The organism is Methylophilus sp. 42, from assembly GCF_000384155.1.
Taxonomy (GTDB): Bacteria; Pseudomonadota; Gammaproteobacteria; order Burkholderiales; family Methylophilaceae; genus Methylophilus.
The window spans coordinates 520810-541073 of record NZ_KB913031.1 but is presented as its reverse complement, the minus strand read 5'-3'; the positions used below and the strand labels follow the sequence as shown (position 1 = coordinate 541073).

19 protein-coding genes are annotated in these 20264 nt (G+C 50.9%); 7 read left to right on the top strand and 12 right to left on the bottom strand.

Annotation, left to right across the window (positions count from 1 at the left end; all coding sequences use genetic code 11):
* Positions 1 to 37: 37 nt before the first annotated feature.
* The 8 genes from MET42_RS0102505 to MET42_RS0102470 all read right to left on the bottom strand — a co-directional run bounded on the left by MET42_RS0102505 (position 38) and on the right by MET42_RS0102470 (position 7743).
* Entirely contained in the window at positions 38 to 640 is a 603-nt protein-coding gene (locus MET42_RS0102505; RefSeq protein WP_019881172.1) for a phospholipid-binding protein MlaC, read from the bottom strand.
* Positions 641 to 666: 26 nt separating this feature from the next.
* A complete protein-coding gene (gene mlaD, locus MET42_RS0102500; protein ID WP_019881171.1) occupies positions 667 to 1212 on the bottom strand; it encodes an outer membrane lipid asymmetry maintenance protein MlaD in 546 nt (181 codons plus the stop codon).
* A gap of 36 nt (positions 1213 to 1248) precedes the next feature.
* Positions 1249 to 2043, bottom strand: coding sequence for a lipid asymmetry maintenance ABC transporter permease subunit MlaE (mlaE, locus tag MET42_RS0102495; RefSeq protein ID WP_019881170.1), 795 nt, complete (start codon positions 2041 to 2043; stop codon positions 1249 to 1251).
* On the bottom strand, positions 2043 to 2846 hold the full coding sequence (locus MET42_RS0102490) for an ABC transporter ATP-binding protein (RefSeq protein WP_019881169.1): 804 nt from the start codon (positions 2844 to 2846) through the stop codon (positions 2043 to 2045). The genes mlaE and MET42_RS0102490 overlap by 1 nt, the downstream gene beginning before the upstream one ends.
* Before the next feature lie 129 nt (positions 2847 to 2975).
* Positions 2976 to 3614: a type II secretion system protein gene (locus MET42_RS0102485; protein ID WP_019881168.1), complete on the bottom strand. Its 639-nt coding sequence runs from the start codon at positions 3612 to 3614 to the stop codon at positions 2976 to 2978.
* A 193-nt stretch (positions 3615 to 3807) separates the two neighbouring features.
* Positions 3808 to 4950, bottom strand: a complete 1143-nt coding sequence (gene ccsB / locus MET42_RS0102480) for a c-type cytochrome biogenesis protein CcsB (protein ID WP_019881167.1) — start codon at positions 4948 to 4950, stop codon at positions 3808 to 3810.
* A gap of 21 nt (positions 4951 to 4971) precedes the next feature.
* Positions 4972 to 6888, bottom strand: coding sequence for a cytochrome c biogenesis protein ResB (locus tag MET42_RS0102475; RefSeq protein WP_019881166.1), 1917 nt, complete (start codon positions 6886 to 6888; stop codon positions 4972 to 4974).
* 222 nt (positions 6889 to 7110) lie between these two features.
* On the bottom strand, positions 7111 to 7743 hold the full coding sequence (locus MET42_RS0102470) for a cytochrome c (RefSeq protein WP_019881165.1): 633 nt from the start codon (positions 7741 to 7743) through the stop codon (positions 7111 to 7113).
* Between the two features lie 108 nt (positions 7744 to 7851).
* Here MET42_RS0102470 and yihA point away from each other — a divergent pair, with 108 nt between their 5' ends.
* Complete coding sequence (yihA, locus tag MET42_RS0102465; protein ID WP_019881164.1) at positions 7852 to 8487, top strand: ribosome biogenesis GTP-binding protein YihA/YsxC; 636 nt, start codon at positions 7852 to 7854, stop codon at positions 8485 to 8487.
* A 45-nt stretch (positions 8488 to 8532) separates the two neighbouring features.
* Here yihA and trmB read toward each other — a convergent pair whose 3' ends face one another.
* Together trmB and MET42_RS0102455 are read right to left on the bottom strand one after the other, a co-directional pair.
* On the bottom strand, positions 8533 to 9243 hold the full coding sequence (gene trmB, locus MET42_RS0102460; RefSeq protein WP_019881163.1) for a tRNA (guanosine(46)-N7)-methyltransferase TrmB: 711 nt from the start codon (positions 9241 to 9243) through the stop codon (positions 8533 to 8535).
* A 671-nt stretch (positions 9244 to 9914) separates the two neighbouring features.
* On the bottom strand, positions 9915 to 11084 hold the full coding sequence (locus MET42_RS0102455; RefSeq protein WP_019881162.1) for a class I SAM-dependent methyltransferase: 1170 nt from the start codon (positions 11082 to 11084) through the stop codon (positions 9915 to 9917).
* A gap of 42 nt (positions 11085 to 11126) precedes the next feature.
* On the opposite strand from MET42_RS0102455, the gene MET42_RS0102450 reads away from it, so the two are divergent.
* The 4 genes from MET42_RS0102450 to topA all read left to right on the top strand — a co-directional run bounded on the left by MET42_RS0102450 (position 11127) and on the right by topA (position 15952).
* Positions 11127 to 11879 carry a pteridine reductase gene (locus MET42_RS0102450; protein WP_029512299.1) on the top strand — a complete coding sequence of 251 codons (753 nt, stop codon included), beginning with the start codon at positions 11127 to 11129 and terminating at the stop codon, positions 11877 to 11879.
* Positions 11879 to 12208, top strand: a complete 330-nt coding sequence (locus MET42_RS0102445; protein WP_019881160.1) for a hypothetical protein — start codon at positions 11879 to 11881, stop codon at positions 12206 to 12208. Before MET42_RS0102450 ends, MET42_RS0102445 begins: the two co-directional genes overlap by 1 nt.
* Before the next feature lie 64 nt (positions 12209 to 12272).
* Positions 12273 to 13214, top strand: coding sequence for a tRNA 2-thiocytidine(32) synthetase TtcA (ttcA, locus tag MET42_RS0102440; protein WP_019881159.1), 942 nt, complete (start codon positions 12273 to 12275; stop codon positions 13212 to 13214).
* Positions 13215 to 13324: 110 nt separating this feature from the next.
* A complete protein-coding gene (gene topA / locus MET42_RS0102435; protein WP_019881158.1) occupies positions 13325 to 15952 on the top strand; it encodes a type I DNA topoisomerase in 2628 nt (875 codons plus the stop codon).
* A gap of 70 nt (positions 15953 to 16022) precedes the next feature.
* On the opposite strand, the gene MET42_RS0102430 is transcribed toward topA, so the two are convergent.
* Together MET42_RS0102430 and metK are read right to left on the bottom strand one after the other, a co-directional pair.
* Entirely contained in the window at positions 16023 to 17252 is a 1230-nt protein-coding gene (locus MET42_RS0102430; RefSeq protein ID WP_019881157.1) for an HD-GYP domain-containing protein, read from the bottom strand.
* Positions 17253 to 17383: 131 nt separating this feature from the next.
* On the bottom strand, positions 17384 to 18547 hold the full coding sequence (metK, locus tag MET42_RS0102425) for a methionine adenosyltransferase (RefSeq protein WP_019881156.1): 1164 nt from the start codon (positions 18545 to 18547) through the stop codon (positions 17384 to 17386).
* A 165-nt stretch (positions 18548 to 18712) separates the two neighbouring features.
* On the opposite strand from metK, the gene dapF reads away from it, so the two are divergent.
* Positions 18713 to 19543, top strand: a complete 831-nt coding sequence (gene dapF, locus MET42_RS0102420; RefSeq protein WP_019881154.1) for a diaminopimelate epimerase — start codon at positions 18713 to 18715, stop codon at positions 19541 to 19543.
* 18 nt (positions 19544 to 19561) lie between these two features.
* Positions 19562 to 20215, top strand: coding sequence for a DUF484 family protein (locus MET42_RS0102415; RefSeq protein WP_019881152.1), 654 nt, complete (start codon positions 19562 to 19564; stop codon positions 20213 to 20215).
* The last annotated feature ends 49 nt before the right edge of the window (positions 20216 to 20264 follow it).

The following is a 20264-nucleotide window of genomic DNA, read 5'->3' as shown; positions in this document are numbered from 1 at the left end:
AAAATTCTCCAAAGATGCCTGAATGCAATCTAGGTAATTACTTACCGCTTGCCGCCTTGTTTTTGTCGGCCAGCTTTTTCGTCAAACTGTCCAGACCATTCTGGCGGATTTCCTGTGCAAACTGGCTACGGTAATTGGTAACCAGGCTCACACCTTCAATCACGATATCAAATACCTTCCAGTCATCTGCTTTTTTACCCAGGCTGTAATCCACACTAATTGGATCGCCACCAGATTGCTGGATCGCGGTTTTCACCGTTGCCGTGTCAGCACCGGCTTCCATACGGAAAGGCTTGTATTCAATGGTTTGATTTTTATACTTGGACAAAGCGGTAGCGTATGTACGCAACAACAAAGTCTTGAACTCTGCCTGGAAAGCGGTTTTTTGCTCAGGGGTCGCATTGGTCCAGTTTTTACCCAGCACCAGGCGAGACACTTTTTCAAAGTCAAAGTTAGGCAGGATTTTTTCTTCTGCCAAGGCAAAAATCTTTTGCTGGTTACCGGCCTGGATGTCTTTGTCATTTCTAATGACTTCAATCACATCATCCGCCGTCTTTTTCACCAATTGATCCGGCGTTATGCCAGCCATTGCCACACCGCTTACCAGCCACATGGCAACTGCCATCCACCACTTTTTCATTGTGTTCCCTTTACCAATTGATTAAGTTACTTACCAATTTTGTCCAATGGACTTGCATCTAACGCATCACCTGTCGATTCGGTTGATGTAGATGCTGTTGTACTCGGTTTGTCATCGCTTTCGGTTGCCTTGCTGTAAAGAAACTGGCTAATCAGTTTTTCCAACACCACGGCATCCTGTGTTTGAGAAATCTTGTCACCGTTTTTCAGGCTAACCTCGTCACCACCGGCTTCCAGACCAATATATTGCTCACCCAGCAAACCGGCTGTATAGATATTGGCAAACGTATCTTTAGGAAAGTTGTAGCGCGTGTCGATGTTCAGACTCACGACAGCTTCATAAGTTTTAGGGTCAAACACAATTTCACTCACGCGACCAACCACTACGCCAGCACTTTTCACGGGTGCGCGTGGTTTGAGACCACCAATATTCTCAAAGTTCGCTGTCACCAGATAAGTTTGGCCGATACTGCTGGTCGTCAGATTGCCTACTTTCATTGCCAGGCCAAGTAACGCTGCAAAACCGAGCGCAACAAAAATGCCTACCCACAAATCAATTGTTGTTCTTTCCATTGTTTATTCCCCGCGAGTCACCGTGCGTTCCAATTGCTAAACAGCAATCATGAACGACGTTAAGATAAAATCCAGCCCCAACACGGCCAGTGATGAAGTCACGACTGTTCTGGTCGTTGCACGGCTCACACCTTCCGCTGTTGGCGGTGCGTCATAGCCTTCAAACAAGGCAATCATGGTACATGCCACCCCAAACACCACACTTTTGAATACGCCATTCAAAATATCGAATTCCCAATCGACGTTGGCCTGCATTTGCGACCAGAATGCGCCTGCATCGACACCGATTAATGGCACAGCCACCAGGTAGCCACCCAAAATACCGACCATGGAAAATAAAGTTGCCAGCACCGGCATGGCAATCACGCCAGCCCAGAAACGTGGCGCAATCACGCGCGCAATCGGGCTCACCGCCATCATCTCCATGGCAGACAATTGCTCGGTCGCCTTCATCAAACCAATCTCTGCGGTAATCGCAGTGCCCGCACGGCCAGCGAACAACAGCGCAGTCACTACCGGACCGAGCTCGCGCACCAGTGCCAAGGCGACCAGCACACCAATGGCTTCTGAAGAACCATACTTTTGCAAAGTATGGTAACCCTGCAATGCCAGTACCATGCCAACAAAAAAGGCCGAAACAAGGATAATAATTAGCGACAATACGCCGGTGAAATACACCTCACGGATGGTCAATCTAAAGCGGCGAAAGCTTTCACCGGAAGAAATCAGGGTCAGCCAGAACAAACGGCCGCCAGCACCCAGCCGCCAGATTTTATTGATACAGCCTGCGCCCAGCTTACTGAACAGGCGCTTCAATTTATGCAATACCATTAACGCGCACCTCTCAACAAACTGGCGTGATATTCAGGCGCCGCATAATGGAATGGCACCGGGCCATCTTTTTCACCATGCACAAACTGGTGCACAAACGGTAACTCGGAATTGCGCAGATCGTCTGGCGTGCCTTCAGCAGCAACCACACCATCTGCAACAAAATAAACATAATCAGCAAACTGGAAAGTTTCTTCCACATCGTGCGTCACGATAATTGAAGTAGCACCCAAAGCATCATTCAGGCTGCGGATCAAATCACAAATCACCGCCATCGAAATCGGGTCTAAACCGGCAAACGGTTCGTCATACATAATAATGCTGGGATCAAGCGCAATCGCGCGGGCCAGCGCAACACGCCGTGCCATGCCGCCAGAAAGCTCAGTTGGCATCAAGGCATGTGCACCACGCAAACCGACCGCGTTCAACTTGAGCAACACCAGATCGCGAATCATGCTTTCAGGTAAATTGGTATGCTCGCGCATCGGGAAAGCCACATTTTCAAACACGGATAAATCCGTGAACAAGGCACCGTGTTGAAACAGCATGCCCATTTTGCGGCGTAAGCGGTAAATGCCCTCACGGTTTTGTTGGTGCACAATCTCACCGCCAACCTGCACCTGGCCTTTGGTTGGCTTGAGTTGACCGCCAATCAGGCGCAGCAAAGTGGTCTTGCCACTGCCGCTACCGCCCATAATGGCAACCACCTTGCCTTTAGGAAAGGTCATATTGATGCCTTTATGCAACAATCGGCCTTTATACCCGAAGGACAGGTCTTGGATTTCTACAATTGCGTTTGCCATAGGAAGTGGGTGGTGTAAAACGGCTACCATTCTAAAACAGAATGTGTCTCAAACGTTGAATGTATCCGACATAAAACAAAAAGCCTGAAAATCCAGGCCTTTTGTTACAAATTTATGTTGTATTCTACACTAAAAACTCATGCAGACTAAATAAGCCGTACCGGCAGCCGGCGCGGCCACACCCGTACCTGGCGTGCCATTCACCACGATGCGCATCACGCCGCTATTACCCACGCCATCATCCATCATGGTATCCAGTTGTAGCGCGTATCGCCCAAGAATGGCATCAGAACACATGGCGTGCGCAGTATTAAAGGTACCGTTAGTGACGGCCGCCAAATCGGCAACGCTGGTCACCCCCAGCTGCCCGCCTTCACTATTGCGGGGGGCATATTGCGTACTGGCGGTATCCGTCGTGCCAGTGGCCAATCCCGCCAATCGTAAGTGCTGCCATAGCAAAAATGATTCATCCGTGTTGGTGCTTGAATTCCAGTTGCCTTGAATCAAGCCGTTCTGCACTTGCCCATTGGTACTTGCATTCGTACCAGTGACATGGGTATCTGCCGCATGATCATCACCGGGCAAGGTACGGAACCTGTCCTGATATCCATAAAAGTAAGTGGGTATGTTTCTGAAATCACTGGCCAGACTTTTCACCTTGGCATTGGCAATCAATTCCTGCCCTCGCATGACACCCGCGAGTAACAACCCTGCAATCACCAGCACAATGGCCAATTCAATCAAGCTAAATCCTAATTGCTTTTTCATTTTGAATCCTCCTGATACCGAATCATTGTAAGAAGTATTACCTTGCCGGCATCAGCATCCATTCGATGCCGACCAGCCAATATTAACATTAATTAATTATTGTTAATATTGGATAATGGGAGAATTCAGGAAAAATAAAAGAAAACGGGCAGATACATACGCATCTGCCCGCGGATAAAGCAGCACTTAACAGTTAAAGCGTGCCGTAGGAATGCAGGCCGCTGAGGAACATATTCACACCAAGGAAGGCAAAGGTTGTCACCAGCAAACCGACCAGCGCCCACCAGGCCAACACGGTGCCACGCAAGCCCTTCATTAAGCGCAAGTGCAGCCAGGCGGCGTAATTCAGCCAGACAATCAGCGCCCAGGTTTCTTTCGGATCCCAGGACCAGTAACCACCCCAGGCTTCAGCTGCCCACATCGCACCCAGAATGGTGGCAATGGTAAAGAAAGCGAAACCAACGGCAATTGCCTTGTACATCAAATCATCCAGCACATGCAATGCTGGCAGGCGGCTGGCCAGCACACCATGCTTTACCAGCAGATAAGCACCGGCCACCATGGCCGCTAGCGAGAATGCGCCGTAACCAATAAAGTTAGCCGGCACGTGTATCTTCATCCAGTAACTTTGCAAAGCAGGCACCAAGGGTTGAATCTCGTTAGCATGGCGGTCAAAGGTATACCAGAGGATAAAACCCACCGCAGCGTTAATCACCACCAGCACAAATCCGCCCAACTGGCGCGTATTGAACAGTTTTTCGTAATGCAAATACAGCAAAGAGGTGATCAGGCAAAACAGGATAAATACTTCATACAAATTACTGATCGGGATATGGCCAACATCCGGCGCAATCAGGTAAGACTCATACCAGCGCACCATCAGGCCAACGAAACCAAACAAGGTCGCTGCCCAGGTAAGTGCGGAAGCGACTTTTGCCGTAAACGCCGACCTCTGGAACAATGCCAGCCAGTAGGTCAGCATGGCCAGTACAAACAACACGTTCATCCACATGACAGCAGACTGGCTGGCAAGCAGGAATTTGAGCAGGAATTGCTGGCTACCATTCGCCAGGTCGCCCTGATAGCTATAGACCCCGACTAAACTCAATACCGCAACCCCCAGTACCAGCCGCGCAATCGCCGACCAGCGCCAGCCCAGGTAACTGAACAAGGCCACCGCGCCAAACAAAAAGCTGACTTCATACACATCCATAAAGCCGGCATACCGCTGGTAAGAGAAAATGCCACCCGCCAGCAGCAGCACGGCGTAAACCCAATCGAACTTACTTAATGATTGCCAAAACGATGTTGGCTTTACTAATAATGATGTACTCATCGCATTCCCCTCTTCATTCCGTCAGGCAGCCGCTTGCAGCAGCGCAGTCAATTGCTGTTGCACACGTGCAAAATCCTGGTCCAGATCCATATTTTTACGGTTAGACGACATTGCCAGCAATACCTCTTGCTGTGCAGGTTTGATCAATAACCATAGACGACGTTCCTTAATATAGAACATGGAAAAAATACCCAGCACCAGCATCACCGAACCAGAATACACCCAGTTTTGACCAGGAGAGCGCGTTAACTGAAAGCCGCTGGCCTGTTTAAGTGTGTAATTCTTGAGCTGGAAATAATAGGGCGTGCCATAAAAGAACAAGTCATTCATGGCATTCAAGCTATCCTGTATAAACATCACCGTCTCCTGGGTTTCAGGTGCCGGTGGCAACTGGCGCTGGGCACGACTCATTTGATAGCCTTGCAATGCAGCCCGGTTGAGTAGTTTCAAATACGTTTGTGCTGCCTGCTCACGCTGGTCTTTCGGCACTGCGCTTTCAATAATACGCGACAACTCACTGTACCCGCCTTGCTTGAACGTCACCAGCAAATGTTGCAGGCTTTGCTCAAACTGCGCCTTTAATGCGGCATTGTCACCCGGCATCTGCTTAGCCACCTGGCTAGCAATCTCACGTATCGCCTGCTCGTTACGCAGCGTCTGACGCAAGTGCATAAAGCCGCTGATCTCCAATTCAGCATCCGCCGGAATGCGCAGGTACTTGAATTCATCCTGTACCGTCTCGCGCATACCAGAGACAAAATAAGCCCGGCCATCCAGTTGCAATGGCTGCATATAACTCATGTACTCGCGTGCCTGGCCGCTGGCATTACGCAACTTCAAGGTGGTATTGGGGCCAACATTATGTGGTTTGCCTTTACCATCTGCCGACAAGTTCAAAATATTAAACTGGCGGAACTCGTTAAACTCCACCGTCATTTTTTGTGCGCCGTCGCCTAATGAGCCTTTTTGCGACACCACCCCATCAACATCAAACCCGTCCTGGTTGCTGGCGGCCAAATCCCATAATTTGAATTTGAGCTCCGAGCCACCATCCTGGAAGTCAGACTGATAAATGGCGATGCCTTTATAAGTATAAGGATGATTGACGCGTATCGTGGTTTCGATAGGTTTACTCAACTCAGGATCGGTGATGACGATATCGCTCTCAAACGACTTCGGCATGCCGGTCGCATAATGCTCAATGCGGAAATCTTTCAGCGCCACAGTAAATGGCAGGTCTTGCACCAGGTAGCCGTCACGCACACGCACAAACGCCACATTGTCATGCTCGCCTTCCGGCAGCGTCATATTGGCCCGGAATGACAGGTTATTGACGCCCAAACGGCTTTCTGCCGGCACTTTGCGCGAAGAAATATCACGCGTTTCGATTTTCTTCCAGCCGAGCAGCTCTTGTATCTTGAATGGCAAATTACCATCCAGCAAACCGCCAAAACAGATCACGACAATCGCCGCATGGGTAAAAATATAGCCCAGGCGCTGGTGCGTGCCTAACTTGGCAGCAATCAATATATCGCCATTATCTTGCTGGCGTGTTTTAAAGCGATAACGCTCTATGCTTAAAAACTCACTTAATTGCGTTTGTAATGCCGCAGTTGGCTGCGTTGTCGCCAAACTGGCCTGATGACCAAACAAACGCAGCGATTTTTCAGTGGCGTGCTCTTTATATACTTGCCACTCTTTGACCATCAGTGGTGCATTACGGATGACACACAAGGTGGTCGATACCACTAGAAATAGCAGAATGAGTAAAAACCAGGCCGCATGATAGACATCCAGCAAACCCAGCATTTCAAACAATTCAAACCAGAACTGGCCAAATTTGACGATGTAATTGGTATAAGGCTCGTTTTGCTTGAGCACGGTACCAATAATCGAGGCCACACCCAACAGCGTCAACAGGCTCACAGCAAAGCGCATTGAGCTCAATAGCTCATACACACGCTGCGATAAGGAAATGGGAGCTTTCAAAACGATCTCTTTAAAATTGACTAGTTAAGGTTGGGCACGAGATGATCGCCATACAACGCAAGACGCGCAGTTGTGGACGACATCCACCGTAAAAGGTTGCATAGCCCTACAGTAAAAATAGCCCTACAGTAAAAAAGGTGGCCGCAGCCACCTTTTTTCAATCAGCAACGACTAGCGCAGACCTTGAATGTAATCTGCAACTGCTTGCATCTCGGCATCACTCATTTTTGCCGCGATGGTCATCATCATTGGCGCATTCGCGCGCTCACCGGTACGGAAAGTTCTCAGCTGTTGCAAAGTGTAGTCTGTGTGTTGCCCTGCCAAGCGTGGAAACTGTTTTGGCAAACCAGCACCCGTCGCACCATGACAGGCCGCACAGGCAGGCACTTGGGTCGCCGCAATACCACCGCGGTAGATTTTCTCGCCTAAAGAACCCTTGCCATTGCTTTTTGATTTAGCCAACTTAATGCTTTGGCTGGAGAAATATTTCGCCAGGCCTTCCATGTCTTCCTGGCTCAACGCCCCTGCCATACCGGCCATCACCGGGTTAGCACGCGTGCCATCTTTAAAGTTGCTCAACTGCTTGAGCAAATATTCTGGATGCTGGCCCGCCAATTTCGGATTGGTGGTAATCACGCTGTTACCGTCGGCACCATGACAGGCCGCACACACGTTTTGCACAATTTTTTCTGGCCCATTCACCACTGGCGCGGCTTCTGCTGAAGCAGCTTCCTCAGCAAATACTGGCTGCACGCCCATGGCTAACAGCACAAACAATCCTGCTTTAAAACTCTTTAACATCATTCTATGCCCCAACATTTTTATTCTGCGCCATTTTATCAAACAAACCTTGTTCGTGATAGCATGCACAGCTGAATAGTCCATAAAACCTTGAGGCAACTCAACTCCATCATGCCAGTTTTTCAAAACGCCCGCTTTCACCTGTCGGCACATCATCTGCGTGACCTTCCGCCTGCCAGTGGCATCGAAGTCGCTTTTGCCGGACGCTCCAATGCGGGCAAATCCAGCGCATTAAACACCCTGGCCAACCATAACCGGCTGGCCTTTGTCAGTAAGCAACCCGGCCGCACGCAACTGATTAACTTCTTTACGCTGGGCGACGACAAACACCTGGTCGATTTACCTGGTTACGGCTATGCCAAAGTGCCCGAGGCCATGCGCATGCATTGGCAAAATGTATTGTCACGCTACCTCAGTGAACGCCAAAGCCTGGCCGGACTGGTATTGGTGATGGATAGCCGCCATCCGCTTACACCGCTAGACAGGCAAATGCTGGACTGGTTTTGCCCTTCCGGCAAACCGGTGCATGTCCTGCTGACCAAGAGTGACAAGTTATCACGCAGCGAATCCAGCATCCTGATCGGCAAAGTGCGCAAAGAATTGCAAGAAGGCTGGGGCGAAAAAATCACCGTGCAACTCTTCTCCAGCCTGAAGAAGCAAGGTGTCGATGAGGCAGAAAAAGTACTTGGCGAATGGTTTTTCGGCAACGATGCCGACGCGCAGGATGAACCAGCTGCCAGCGAATAAAAAAAGCAGACATCAGTCTGCTTTTTTTATTCTACGCATCAGCCATTAATCCCGCTTAAACACCAGATCCCACACGCCGTGGCCTAACTTCAGACCGCGATTCTCGAACTTGGTTAACGGGCGGTAAGACGGTTTTTCAGCATAATCTACGGCCGTATTTTGCAGTTGTGCTTCACCTTGCAACACTTCCAACACCCACTCGGCATACTCCTGCCAATCAGTCGCCACATGAATGTAAGCGCCCGCTTTCAATTTGGAGCATAACAACTGCACAAACTCCGCTTGAATCAAGCGGCGCTTATGGTGACGCTTCTTGTGCCACGGATCCGGGAAGAAAATATGCACACCATCCAGCGAGGCGTCCGCCAGCATATTCTGCAGCACCTCAACAGCATCATGCTGAATAATACGGATATTGCTGATATCACCTTCTTGCATCAACTTGAGCAGACTACCGACACCAGGCGTATGCACCTCTACTGCCAGGAAATCACAGTCGGGCAAGGTTTGTGCAATCTTTGCCGTAGCATCGCCCATCCCAAAACCGATTTCGAGAATTTTCTTGCTCTCAGTGCGGCCAAAAGCCTGACTCACATCCAGCGCTTGATCGGTATATTCAATCCCGAATGTCGGCCAAGCCGTCTGCAAGGCCCGCTCCTGGCCTTTGGTCAAACGCCCCTGGCGTAAGACAAAACTACGGATGCGACGCTGGTAAGGCACTTCGGAAGATTCTGGGGTTGGGTCGATTTCGGTCATGGGGCGCATTATACTTTAAGTGCTTTTATTTACCGTACATAGCGTATTAATTTGAAGTACCCTTTTCGCCTCTCGGCGAGTCACTTTCTGATGCTTGCCCCTCAGAAAGTAACCAAAGAGGAGGGCACCCAGCCATCACGGCCTAAAGGCTCCCTTGCGTTGCTCAACAAAATAAGCGGTCACGAAACTCAACCTGGCAGCTCACACAAAACGTGAGCTGCTGCGGGATTCGAACAGTCGCTCCCTCTACTCTTACTTTGTCTCCGCTACTCAGCGTGATGGAATGGGATTTATCTCGCCAAACTCACAGCGTAACAATTTGAACGGTTTCAAAAACAGATTGGTTTGTTAAAAGCACTAATGGTGGCGTTCATTAGGTGTTCGGGGTCCCCATCTGCCGCGCCGAGCAACGCAGGGTTGACGGGAGTCTTCGGCCATCGGCTGTCTGAGCTCCGCAACAAGCCACGTCTTGTGTGGCTTGTCAGGGCGAGTTTCGATGGACGCCCGGCAATCCGAGTAGCGCAGGATACAAGCGGAAGTTGGGGTGCACTTTCTTTTGGTTACTTGTTCTTTGTGCAAGCAAAGAAAAGTAACTCGCTGTAAAAGCGAAACACAACGTCACATCAAAGACCTAAAGAATTACCTTCTACACCAAATCAAAAAAACAACCATTACAACTGATGCCGCTTATCCCCCTGCAAAAATCCCATCAACGGCAATGCCAGTCCTTTACTCAGCGCCAAGACTTTAAACAACTCCCCCATCTCCGCCGGAGATAGCAGTTTTTGCACTGCCGCCACCATAGGCAAATAGCGCGCACTTTCTTCCGGTGGCACCTGTTGCAGCAACTGCAAAATACCACAGTTGATTAAGAACTGCGCCTGGTTGGTATATCCCGCACAATCCAGCCCATGCACCACCGCGGCTTCTGCCATCGCAGTGAAATCCACATGGGCAGTGATATCCTGCAGGCCAGGATAGATCAATGGATTATCATGCGCATAATGCTGGTAATGACACATCAATGTCCCCTGCGCACGTTGCGGATGGTAGTACTCACTTGCAGCAAACCCGTAGTCAGGCATCAATACCAGGCCACGCACCAACATGGTGGCAAGACTGGCAATCAAACCTTGCGCGGCCGGGCACACTTCGGTGATATACCCGTCAGGTAAGTGGTGCGCATCAATTGCCGCCACCAGTGACAGGTCTTGCAGCAGTTGTGTTTGCCACACTAATTGCTGATCAAACCCAACACCACGCTCCAGCCACTGCCCGGCTCGCCATTCAACCACATGCACAGGAATGGCATCTAAGACCTCATTACCAACCACAACGCCGGTCAAGGCCTCTGGTAACGCATCCAGCCACTGCAGGCGAGAATATAAGGCTGCTGGCAATACACTTTGCAGGTATTCTTGCTGCCGCTGTCGCAAGTTAGCGCTTACCTCAAGAATAAAATAATGCTGCGGCAGCTGTTCCAGCTCTGCCAGCCGCAGCAGTAAGCCTGCCGCCAATTTACCCGTACCAGCCCCTAGTTCCAGCACATTGCCCGCAGTCGTCTGTAGCACCTGCGCGACCTGGTTGGCCAAGGCCTGTGCAAATAAGGGGGAAATTTCCGGTGCAGTGACAAAATCGCCACCAAGCCCGAACTTATTGGCATCGCCGCTGTAATAGCCTAGGTGGGGCGTATAAAGTGCCATCTGCATATAGTCGGCAAATGAAATCCAGCCACCTTGCTGCTGCACCCGCTGCTGAATGTATGCAAGTAGTGTGTCGCTGTGTTGTTGCGCCGCGGCATCCAGTGCCGGTAATCGAGAAGAATTCGGTTGAGCAGTCATTCAGCCATTATAATGTGACCAGTCCAGAATAAAGAGACCAACGTGAATTCCCCTTCCGCTTCTAAAGTCGTGCTGATTACTGGTGGTGCCAAACGTGTCGGCGCCGCCATCACCCGCGAGCTACACCGTCAAGGCGCCAATATTCTGTTGCATTACCACACCAGTGCAGACGAAGCGCTTGCCTTGCAAACAGAGCTCAATCAGGCGCGGCCTGACAGCGTGGTAATCGCACAAGCAAATTTGCTCGATATGCCCGCATTATCGCAACTGATCACCTCTGCCTTGCAACGCTTTGGCCGACTTGATGCGCTAATCAACAATGCTTCCAGTTATTACCCGACCAAACTCGGCCAGATAGATACCGCACAATGGGAAGAGCTGATGGGCAGTAACCTGAAAGCACCGCTGTTTTTAAGCCAGGCGGCGGCGGATGCTTTGCGTGCCAGTCAGGGCTGCATCGTCAATATTACCGACATGCATATTGAGCGCCCGAAAAAGCACTATATTGTTTACAGTGCGGCCAAGGCTGGGCTGGTCAGCCTGACCAAATCGCTGGCGCAGGAGCTCGGCCCCGAGGTCAGGGTAAACGCCGTTGCCCCAGGCCCGGTGTTATGGCCAGATGATAACCAGGAATTTGATGAGGTCTACCGCCAGCAAGTCATTAACCAAACCTTGCTCAAACGCACAGGCGAACCATCCGACATTGCCAAAGCAGTCAAATTCTTGATTTATGATGCGCCATTTATTACCGGCCACGTGCTGGCAGTCGATGGCGGACGCAATTTGAGTTTATAGTGGCCAAGAAAGCCCAGTCACAAACCATCACCATACACGCGCAGGCTCCGCACAAACCCGCTTTGGGTGCAGCGTGTAACGGCTGTGGCGTCTGTTGTGCCGCCGAGCCCTGCCCGGTCAGCCTGGCATTGCTGTGGCCACATGAGGCACCATGCCGGGCGCTGATTTGGAGTGACCAGACCCAGCGTTATTTATGTGGCATGGTCAGTGAACCGGCGCGCTTTTTATGGTGGCTGCCAGAAAACATGAATGCATCGGCCAGCCGTTTATTCAAGCGCTGGATCGCGGCAGGAACAGCTTGCGATGCTGATGTTTCTTTATCCGAATAAAATCAACCAGAATAATCAAAGACTTAGCGTGACTTTGCCTCGCTTTCCGCTATAATGCGCGCCTATGAAGACCAAACATTATCCAGACGACGTTAGCCAAAACTTCCTCAAACTGCGCAATCAGTTGATTAGCGCGACTGGGAAAGCTATTGGCGATTACAACATGATTGAAGAAGGTGACACCGTGCTGGTGTGCATGAGCGGCGGCAAGGATAGCCACGCCATGTTAATGATTTTGCTGGCCTTGCAGGAGCGCGCACCGATCAACTTCAAATTGATTGCGATGAACCTGGACCAGAAACAACCAGGCTTCCCGGCAGACATCTTGCCTGCCTACCTGGAAAAACTGGGCGTGGAGTACCGCATTGTAGAAGCGGATACTTACTCCATTGTGAAAGAAAAAATCCCCGAAGGCAAAACCACCTGCAGCCTGTGCTCACGCCTGCGCCGCGGCATTATTTATACGACCGCACAGCAATTGGGTGCCAATAAAATTGCCCTGGGCCACCACCGCGACGACATCGTGCAAACCTTGTTCCTCAATATGTTCTACGGCGCCAAAATGAAGGCCATGCCACCTAAACTGGCCACCAACCGCGGTGAGTTTATGGTGATCCGCCCATTGGCTTATTGTGCCGAAAAAGACATTGCCAGCTATGCGCGCGGCATGCAGTTCCCGATTATTCCGTGTGATTTGTGTGGCAGCCAGGAAAACCTGCAACGCCAGAAAATCAAGGATATGCTCAATAACTGGGAACGCGAACAACCGGGGCGCATCAATAACATCTTCCGTGCGATTGGCAATGTCGAGCCTTCACACCTGGCTGACTTTGACTTGTATGACTTCAAGCATCTGAGCCAGGCCAAGGAAGAAGACGAAGACCCGATGTTTGACCACGAAAAATTTGCCAGCAACGACATGGCATTGTCGATTGCCACTCAGGATGACAAACGCATCGAGTTTGCACGCAAACCATTCCCGATGACAGTCACCACTGAGGAATAACACAACGTTTTGATGCGGAAAGACCTTAATTGATGACTTTCCGCACCGATATATTGTCTAGTAGTTAAAACGCTTGCTATTATCTAGCCAACTCTTACACAGACTGCTCAATGTCAAAACTGCTGATCGTTGAATCTCCCTCCAAGGCCAAAACCCTCAAAAAATATTTGGGCGGTGATTTTGAGGTCCTGGCTTCTTACGGGCATGTGCGCGACCTGATCCCTAAAAATGGCGCCGTGGACCCGACGCAGCAGTTCGCCATGAAGTACGACATCATCGACCGCAACAGCAAACACGTCGATGCCATTGCCAAAGCCGTAAAAAATGCCGACAGCATTTATCTGGCAACCGACCCGGACCGCGAAGGTGAAGCCATCTCGTGGCATATTGCCGAGATTCTGGCAGAAAAAAAGCTGATCAAAAACAAGCTGGTAAAACGCGTAGAGTTCAATGAAATTACGCAAACCGCGGTGAAACACGCCATTGACCATCCGCGTGATATTTCCATGGATCTGGTCAACGCGCAGCAAGCGCGGCGCGCGCTGGACTACCTGGTCGGCTTTAACTTATCACCGTTGCTGTGGAAGAAAATCCGTCGTGGTTTGTCCGCGGGCCGCGTACAAAGCCCGGCACTGCGCCTGATTGTAGAACGCGAGCTGGAAATTGAAGCCTTTACCAGCCAGGAATACTGGAGCATCCATATGGGCGCGCTCAAGCATGCCCATGGCTTTGATGCCAGACTGGTACAACTCAATGGCCAGAAAGTAGAACAATTCACCGTCACCAACCATGATCAGCAAGCGGACATTGTGGGCAAGTTATTGCTGGCCTCGGCTGGCAAAACCACGGTCACGCGGGTGGAGAAAAAACAACGCAGCCGCAGCCCGGCCGCACCGTTCACCACGTCTACCCTGCAACAGGAAGCCGTGCGCAAGCTGGGCTTTACTACCAGCCGCGCCATGCGCGTCGCGCAGCAATTATACGAGGGCATGGACGTTGGTAGCGGCACGGTCGGTTTGATTACCTATATGCGTACCGACTCATTCAGCCTGGCAGCCGAAGCCGTGATGCAAATCCGCGATTACGTGAAAAAGCACTTTGACGCAGACTACCTGCCCAAGTCACCTATCATGTACAAAACCAAAGCCAAGAATGCGCAAGAGGCGCACGAGGCGATTCGCCCGACCGATATTACACGTACCCCTGCCAGCGTGCGCCAATACTTGAACGACGAACAGTTCAAATTGTATGAAATGATCTGGAAGCGTACCCTGGCCTGCCAAATGACACAGGCCAAATATGATGCTGTGAGCGTGGATTTGGCGGTCGGCACAGATGCCAACCTCTTCCGCGCCACGGGCCAAACGCTGGTCTTCCCTGGCTTTATTGCCGTCTATATGGAAGGCAAGGACGATGATAAAGAGGACGAAGATGCTGAAGCCAAGTTGCCGCATCTGGAAACTGGCGAGGTGTTGACTGTTGAGAGAATTTTCGGCGAACAACATTTTACCGAGCCGCCACCGCGCTATTCAGAAGCCAGCCTGGTCAAAGCACTCGAAGAGTATGGCATTGGCCGCCCTTCGACTTACGCCAGCATTATCTCAACGCTGCAAGACCGCGAATATGTGGTGCTGGATAAAAAACGTTTTACGCCGACGGATGTAGGCCGCGTGGTGAATAAATTCCTCACCGAGCATTTCACCCAGTATGTCGACTACGACTTTACCGCCAAGCTGGAAAATGAGCTGGACGAAATTGCCGAAGGTAACCTGGACTGGGTGCCCGTCATGGACAAGTTCTGGCAGGGCTTTAACCAGCAGATTCAGGTCAAAGCTGATGTGGAGCGCCCAGGTAACGAACTGATCGATGAGATGTGCCCTAAATGTGGCCGTCAGTTACAGAAACAGCTCAGCCGCTACGGTAGCTTTATTGGCTGTACCGGCTATAACGCCACACCCAAGTGCGATTACAAACGCAATCTGGATGGCGAAGCCAATATGGCCAGCGAGCCAGTGGTGATCGGGCAGGATGTCGATACGCAAAAAGACATTTACCTGATGAATGGCCCGTATGGCCCTTATTTACAAGTGGGTCAGCCGGTAGAAGGCGACAAGAAAAAACCTAAACGCGTCAGCATCCCCAAAGAAATTCCGCTGAGCCAGGTCAATATCGACACCGCACATATGTTGCTGAGTTTGCCACGCGACCTGGGCCAACATCCAGAAACAGGTAAAAAAATTGTCGCCAATATTGGCCGCTTTGGGCCGTATGTGAACCACGATAGCAAGTTTAAATCGATCCCCAAAACCGAGAGTGTGTTTAGCATAGACCTCGAAGGTGCCGTGAAACTGCTGGCCGCCGCGAATGGGCCGACGCCACTGGCAGACCTGGGTGAACACCCATCAGGTGAAGGTCGTATTGAGGTGTTTTCTGGTCGCTTTGGCCCTTATGTGCAACACAACGGTATCCGCGCCACGCTGCCTAAGAGCGTCACACCAGAAGAGCTCACGGTAGAACAGGCCCTGGAATTGCTGGTAGAAAAAGCCGCCAAAAACGGGGGCAAAACCGGCAAAAAACCAGCAGCTAAAAAACCAGCGGCGAAGAAAGCCGCAGCGCCCAAAACGGCTGCGGCAAAAACAGCTACTACAAAAACCACAGTGAAGAAAACCGCCACTAAGAAAGCCAGCACCACCAAAGCGGCCACCAGCAAGCGGACTAAAAAACCGGCAGAAGAATAAACGACGCAGACTAAAAAAGGAGCCATCGGCTCCTTTTTTTACGTCACCAAGCATGTACCTAATCCCGCACTCAATGGTTGGTCCATAAATGATCAATGTTGCCCACGCCCCAGGTGGTGGCAGAGTCGTTGCCGATAATCTCATCCATGCCTTTTGACAAATCAAGCTCTATTACCGGGATATGTATTTTCGACTTCGTTGAGAAGAATGCTTTGACGACCGGCTTGAGCAAGCTATCGGGCGTTTGCTTGACCACCACGGCCAAACGACCAGACTTCAACATGACCACGGTACCGATCGGATAAATACCCAGACTTTTGACAAAGGCTTTAAACACTTCGGTGTCAAAGTGACCACTCCAGCTCGCCATGCGTTTAAGGGCCATGCCCGGCTCCCAGGCCGGTTTATAGGCGCGGGTCGAAGTCACTGCGTCATAAACATCACAGATCGCCCCCATCTTGGCAAAAATCGTCATCTGATCACCACTTAAATGCTCAGGATAGCCAGAGCCATCCATTTTTTCATGGTGATGCAAACACACGTCCAGCGTCACAGCATCGGATATATTGGCTTTTACCAGCATGTCATGCCCTAACTGGGGATGTTGGCGAATGACATCAAATTCGTTATCGGTGAGCGAGCCCGGTTTATTCAAAATCTGCAACGGAATCCCGGCTTTGCCCATATCGTGCATCAAGCCAGCCAACCCGGCTTGCTTCACTTCGGTTTCGGACAATTTAAGCTCTTTACCGAGCGCAGTCATCAGTGCACAGACAGCCACCGAATGCATATAGGTGTAATCATCGACTGTTTTTAAACGCACCAGGCTAATCAGCGCATGCACATTGCGCGTGACTGAGGCCGAGATTTCTTCCACCAGCGGCATCACGGCTTCGGCCTCGATGGCCTTGCCCATGCGCAAATCTTTAAACATGGACTCAATCGCTCGACGCGAAGAAGCAATAATCTTGGCGGCCTGCTCACGCTCAGCTTCCAGTGTGGTCGACTTTAACTTTTCGGCACTGGTATTCTCGGCCACAACGGGCCCATCCAGCTTCAGCATCGCCATTTCTTTATCCGTGAGCTGGCGCTCAACAACATCAGGCTCGGGCAGCACATCCAATCCCTGGCTGATATCAATCACCACCTGCTGCAAATGGCTTGCTCTTAACTTTTGCAAATCAACAGGATCATTCAGCACAAATTTGCTACGCCAAAACGGATGGTCCATCCACGGGCCTTTCAGCTCTTGGATATACATCCCCAAACGCACTTCTTTGATCGCTATTGTTTTTAACATATTGCCCTGATGACCCTACATAATGTTTACATCTTATAATTGATTATCGGAAAAAAAATGAAAAAAAAGAGGGCTAAAAGCCCTCTTCAAAATTACATTTATACGAATATTAAATCATGTTTGACGCGTCATCACAGCCCCGCAGCGGCACGCAATGCAGCCGCTTTATCCGTGGCTTCCCAACTGAACTCTGGCTCATCACGGCCAAAGTGGCCATAGGCCGCAGTTTTGGTGTAAATCGGGCGCAGCAGATCCAGCATTTTAACAATGCCTTTTGGACGCAAATCAAAATGTTCACGCACCAGTTGGGTCAGGCGCTCATCTGAAATTTTGCCTGTGCCATAGGTTTCAACCATGATAGACGTTGGCTGAGCCACGCCAATCGCGTAGCTGACCTGCACCAGGCATTTGTCAGCCAAACCGGCCGCAACAATATTTTTCGCCACGTAACGGCCCGCATATGCCGCCGAACGGTCGACCTTGGAAGGATCCTTGCCTGAGAATGCACCACCACCGTGTGGCGCTGCGCCACCGTAGGTATCCACAATAATCTTGCGCCCAGTCAGGCCGCAATCGCCTTGCGGCCCCCCGATGACAAAGCGACCAGTCGGGTTCACCAGGTACTTAATCTCGCCCTTAATCAACTCGGCAGGCAAGGTTGGCTTGATGATTTCTTCAATCACCGCTTCGCGAATGGCCTCCAGAGACATCTCTGGCGCATGTTGCGTAGAAACCAGCACGGTATCAATCTTGAACGGTTTACCATCCACATACTGAATGGTCACTTGCGACTTGGCATCCGGGCGCAACCATGGCAAACGGCCATCTTTACGCAATTGTGATTGACGCTCCATCACGCGATGGCTGAGCCAGATCGGCAATGGCATCAATTGTGGTGTTTCATTCACGGCATAGCCAAACATCAGGCCCTGGTCACCAGCGCCCTGATCCAGCGGATCATCATTGGCGTTATCTACACCCTGGGCAATGTCTGGCGATTGTTTATCGTAAGCGACCAACACGGCACAACCTTTGTAGTCGATGCCGTAATCGGTGTTGTCGTAGCCAATGCGCTTAATCGCATCACGCGCCACTTTAATATAGTCGACATTGGCCGTTGTCGTAATTTCACCGGCCAATACAACCAGCCCAGTGTTCGCCAGGGTTTCAGCAGCGACGCGGGCTGTCGGGTCTTGGGCCAGAATGGCATCAAGAATACTGTCAGACACCTGATCAGCTAACTTGTCGGGATGGCCTTCGGAAACCGATTCCGAAGTAAAAAGATATTCACTCATGTTTGACGCCTTGAAAAGTAATGGAGTTAATAAACGGCACTGACTAAAGGCTGAAGCCAGCACCCAAATTGGGAACGAAGATTTTACCTGAGTTTATTTCTGGCAAGGAATAAATCTTCGCCCTGAGGATGTCTTCAACGGCATGATGGAGTATCATCTTGAGCTATGAAATTACGATTTACCAAAATGCAGGGCGCTGGCAATGATTTTGTTGTGATTGATGCCACGCAGACTCCTGTGCATCTCTCGCATGGCCAAATCCAGCACATCGCCAACCGCTTTTTCGGCGTCGGTTGCGACCAGTTACTCATGGTCGAATCAACCGACACGGCTGGGGTAGATTTCCGTTACCGCATTTTTAACGCCGATGGCGGCGAAGTGGAACAATGTGGCAATGGTGCCCGTTGTTTTGTGCGCTTCGTGGTCGAAAAAGGCCTGACCCACAAGCGAGAGATCAAGGTGGAAACCGCCAGTGGCGTGATTACGCTGATGCTGCAAGACGATGGCCAAGTGACGGTCAATATGGGCGCGCCACGCTTCATCCCGGCACAGGTTCCGTTCGAGGCGGATGCACAAGCGAGCACTTACGAACTGCCACTGGCACACGATACCGTGACCATCAGTGCAGTCTCCATGGGCAACCCACACGCCGTCATGCTGGTCGAAAACGTGCACACCGCCGAAGTCGCCAGTCTGGGCCCGCAAATAGAATCGCACCCGCGCTTTCCGCAACGCGTAAATGCCGGGTTTATGCAGGTGCTTAACGCCCACGAAATCAACCTGCGCGTCTATGAGCGTGGCAGCGGCGAAACGCTGGCCTGTGGCACCGGTGCCTGTGCGGCGGCGGTTAGCGGCATTCAGCTCGGCACCTTGCAAAGCCCGGTAAAAGTACATACCCGTGGCGGCATTTTAACGATTCAATGGGCGGGCGATGGCGCACCGGTCATGATGACAGGACCGGCAGAGATTGTCTTTGACGGCGAAATAGAGATTTAGAGAGACCAGAATAGCAGCATGGAAGACAGTATTAACGAAAACGATATCAAGCATTACCTCAAGGCGCATCCAGACTTTTTTGAAAGTCATGCGCACTTGCTGGCGGAGCTGTTTTTGCCTAGCCCACATGGCAAAGGTACAATCTCACTGGCTGAGCGTCAGCAAATCGCCCAGCGCGATAAAATTCGCGTGCTGGAATCACGTTTTACCGAGCTGATTCTCACCGCCGAGGAAAATGAGGCCACCGCAAACAAAGTGCATGAGCTGTCCCTGGGCTTATTGTTTGCCAAAGATGTTGCCGCATTACATACTCACCTGGTCGCGTTTCTTGCCTCACACTTTCAATTGCCCAATGCACAGCTCAAACTATGGGTCAACGAAAGCCATGCCGCAGATGATTTGTTTATAGATGCAGAAGACTCGCTGAAAAACTGGGCCAAAGACTTGAGCCAACCCTATTGTGGTACCTTGCCAACCATGGATATCGCCGGCTGGTTTACAGAATCACCAGCCTCACTGGCAGTAATTCCCATGCGCTATCAGGAAGTCACTTTTGGCCTGATGGCAATCCCCAGCGAACAACGCAGCCGCTTTTATGCCGGCATGGGCACCTTATTCCTCAACCGGATCGGCGAGCTGGTCAGCGCATCTCTGGCCAGATATATTATATGAAAGCCCCCGCTGAGGTTTCCGCCAAGAGGTATCTTCTTGCGGCAATTGT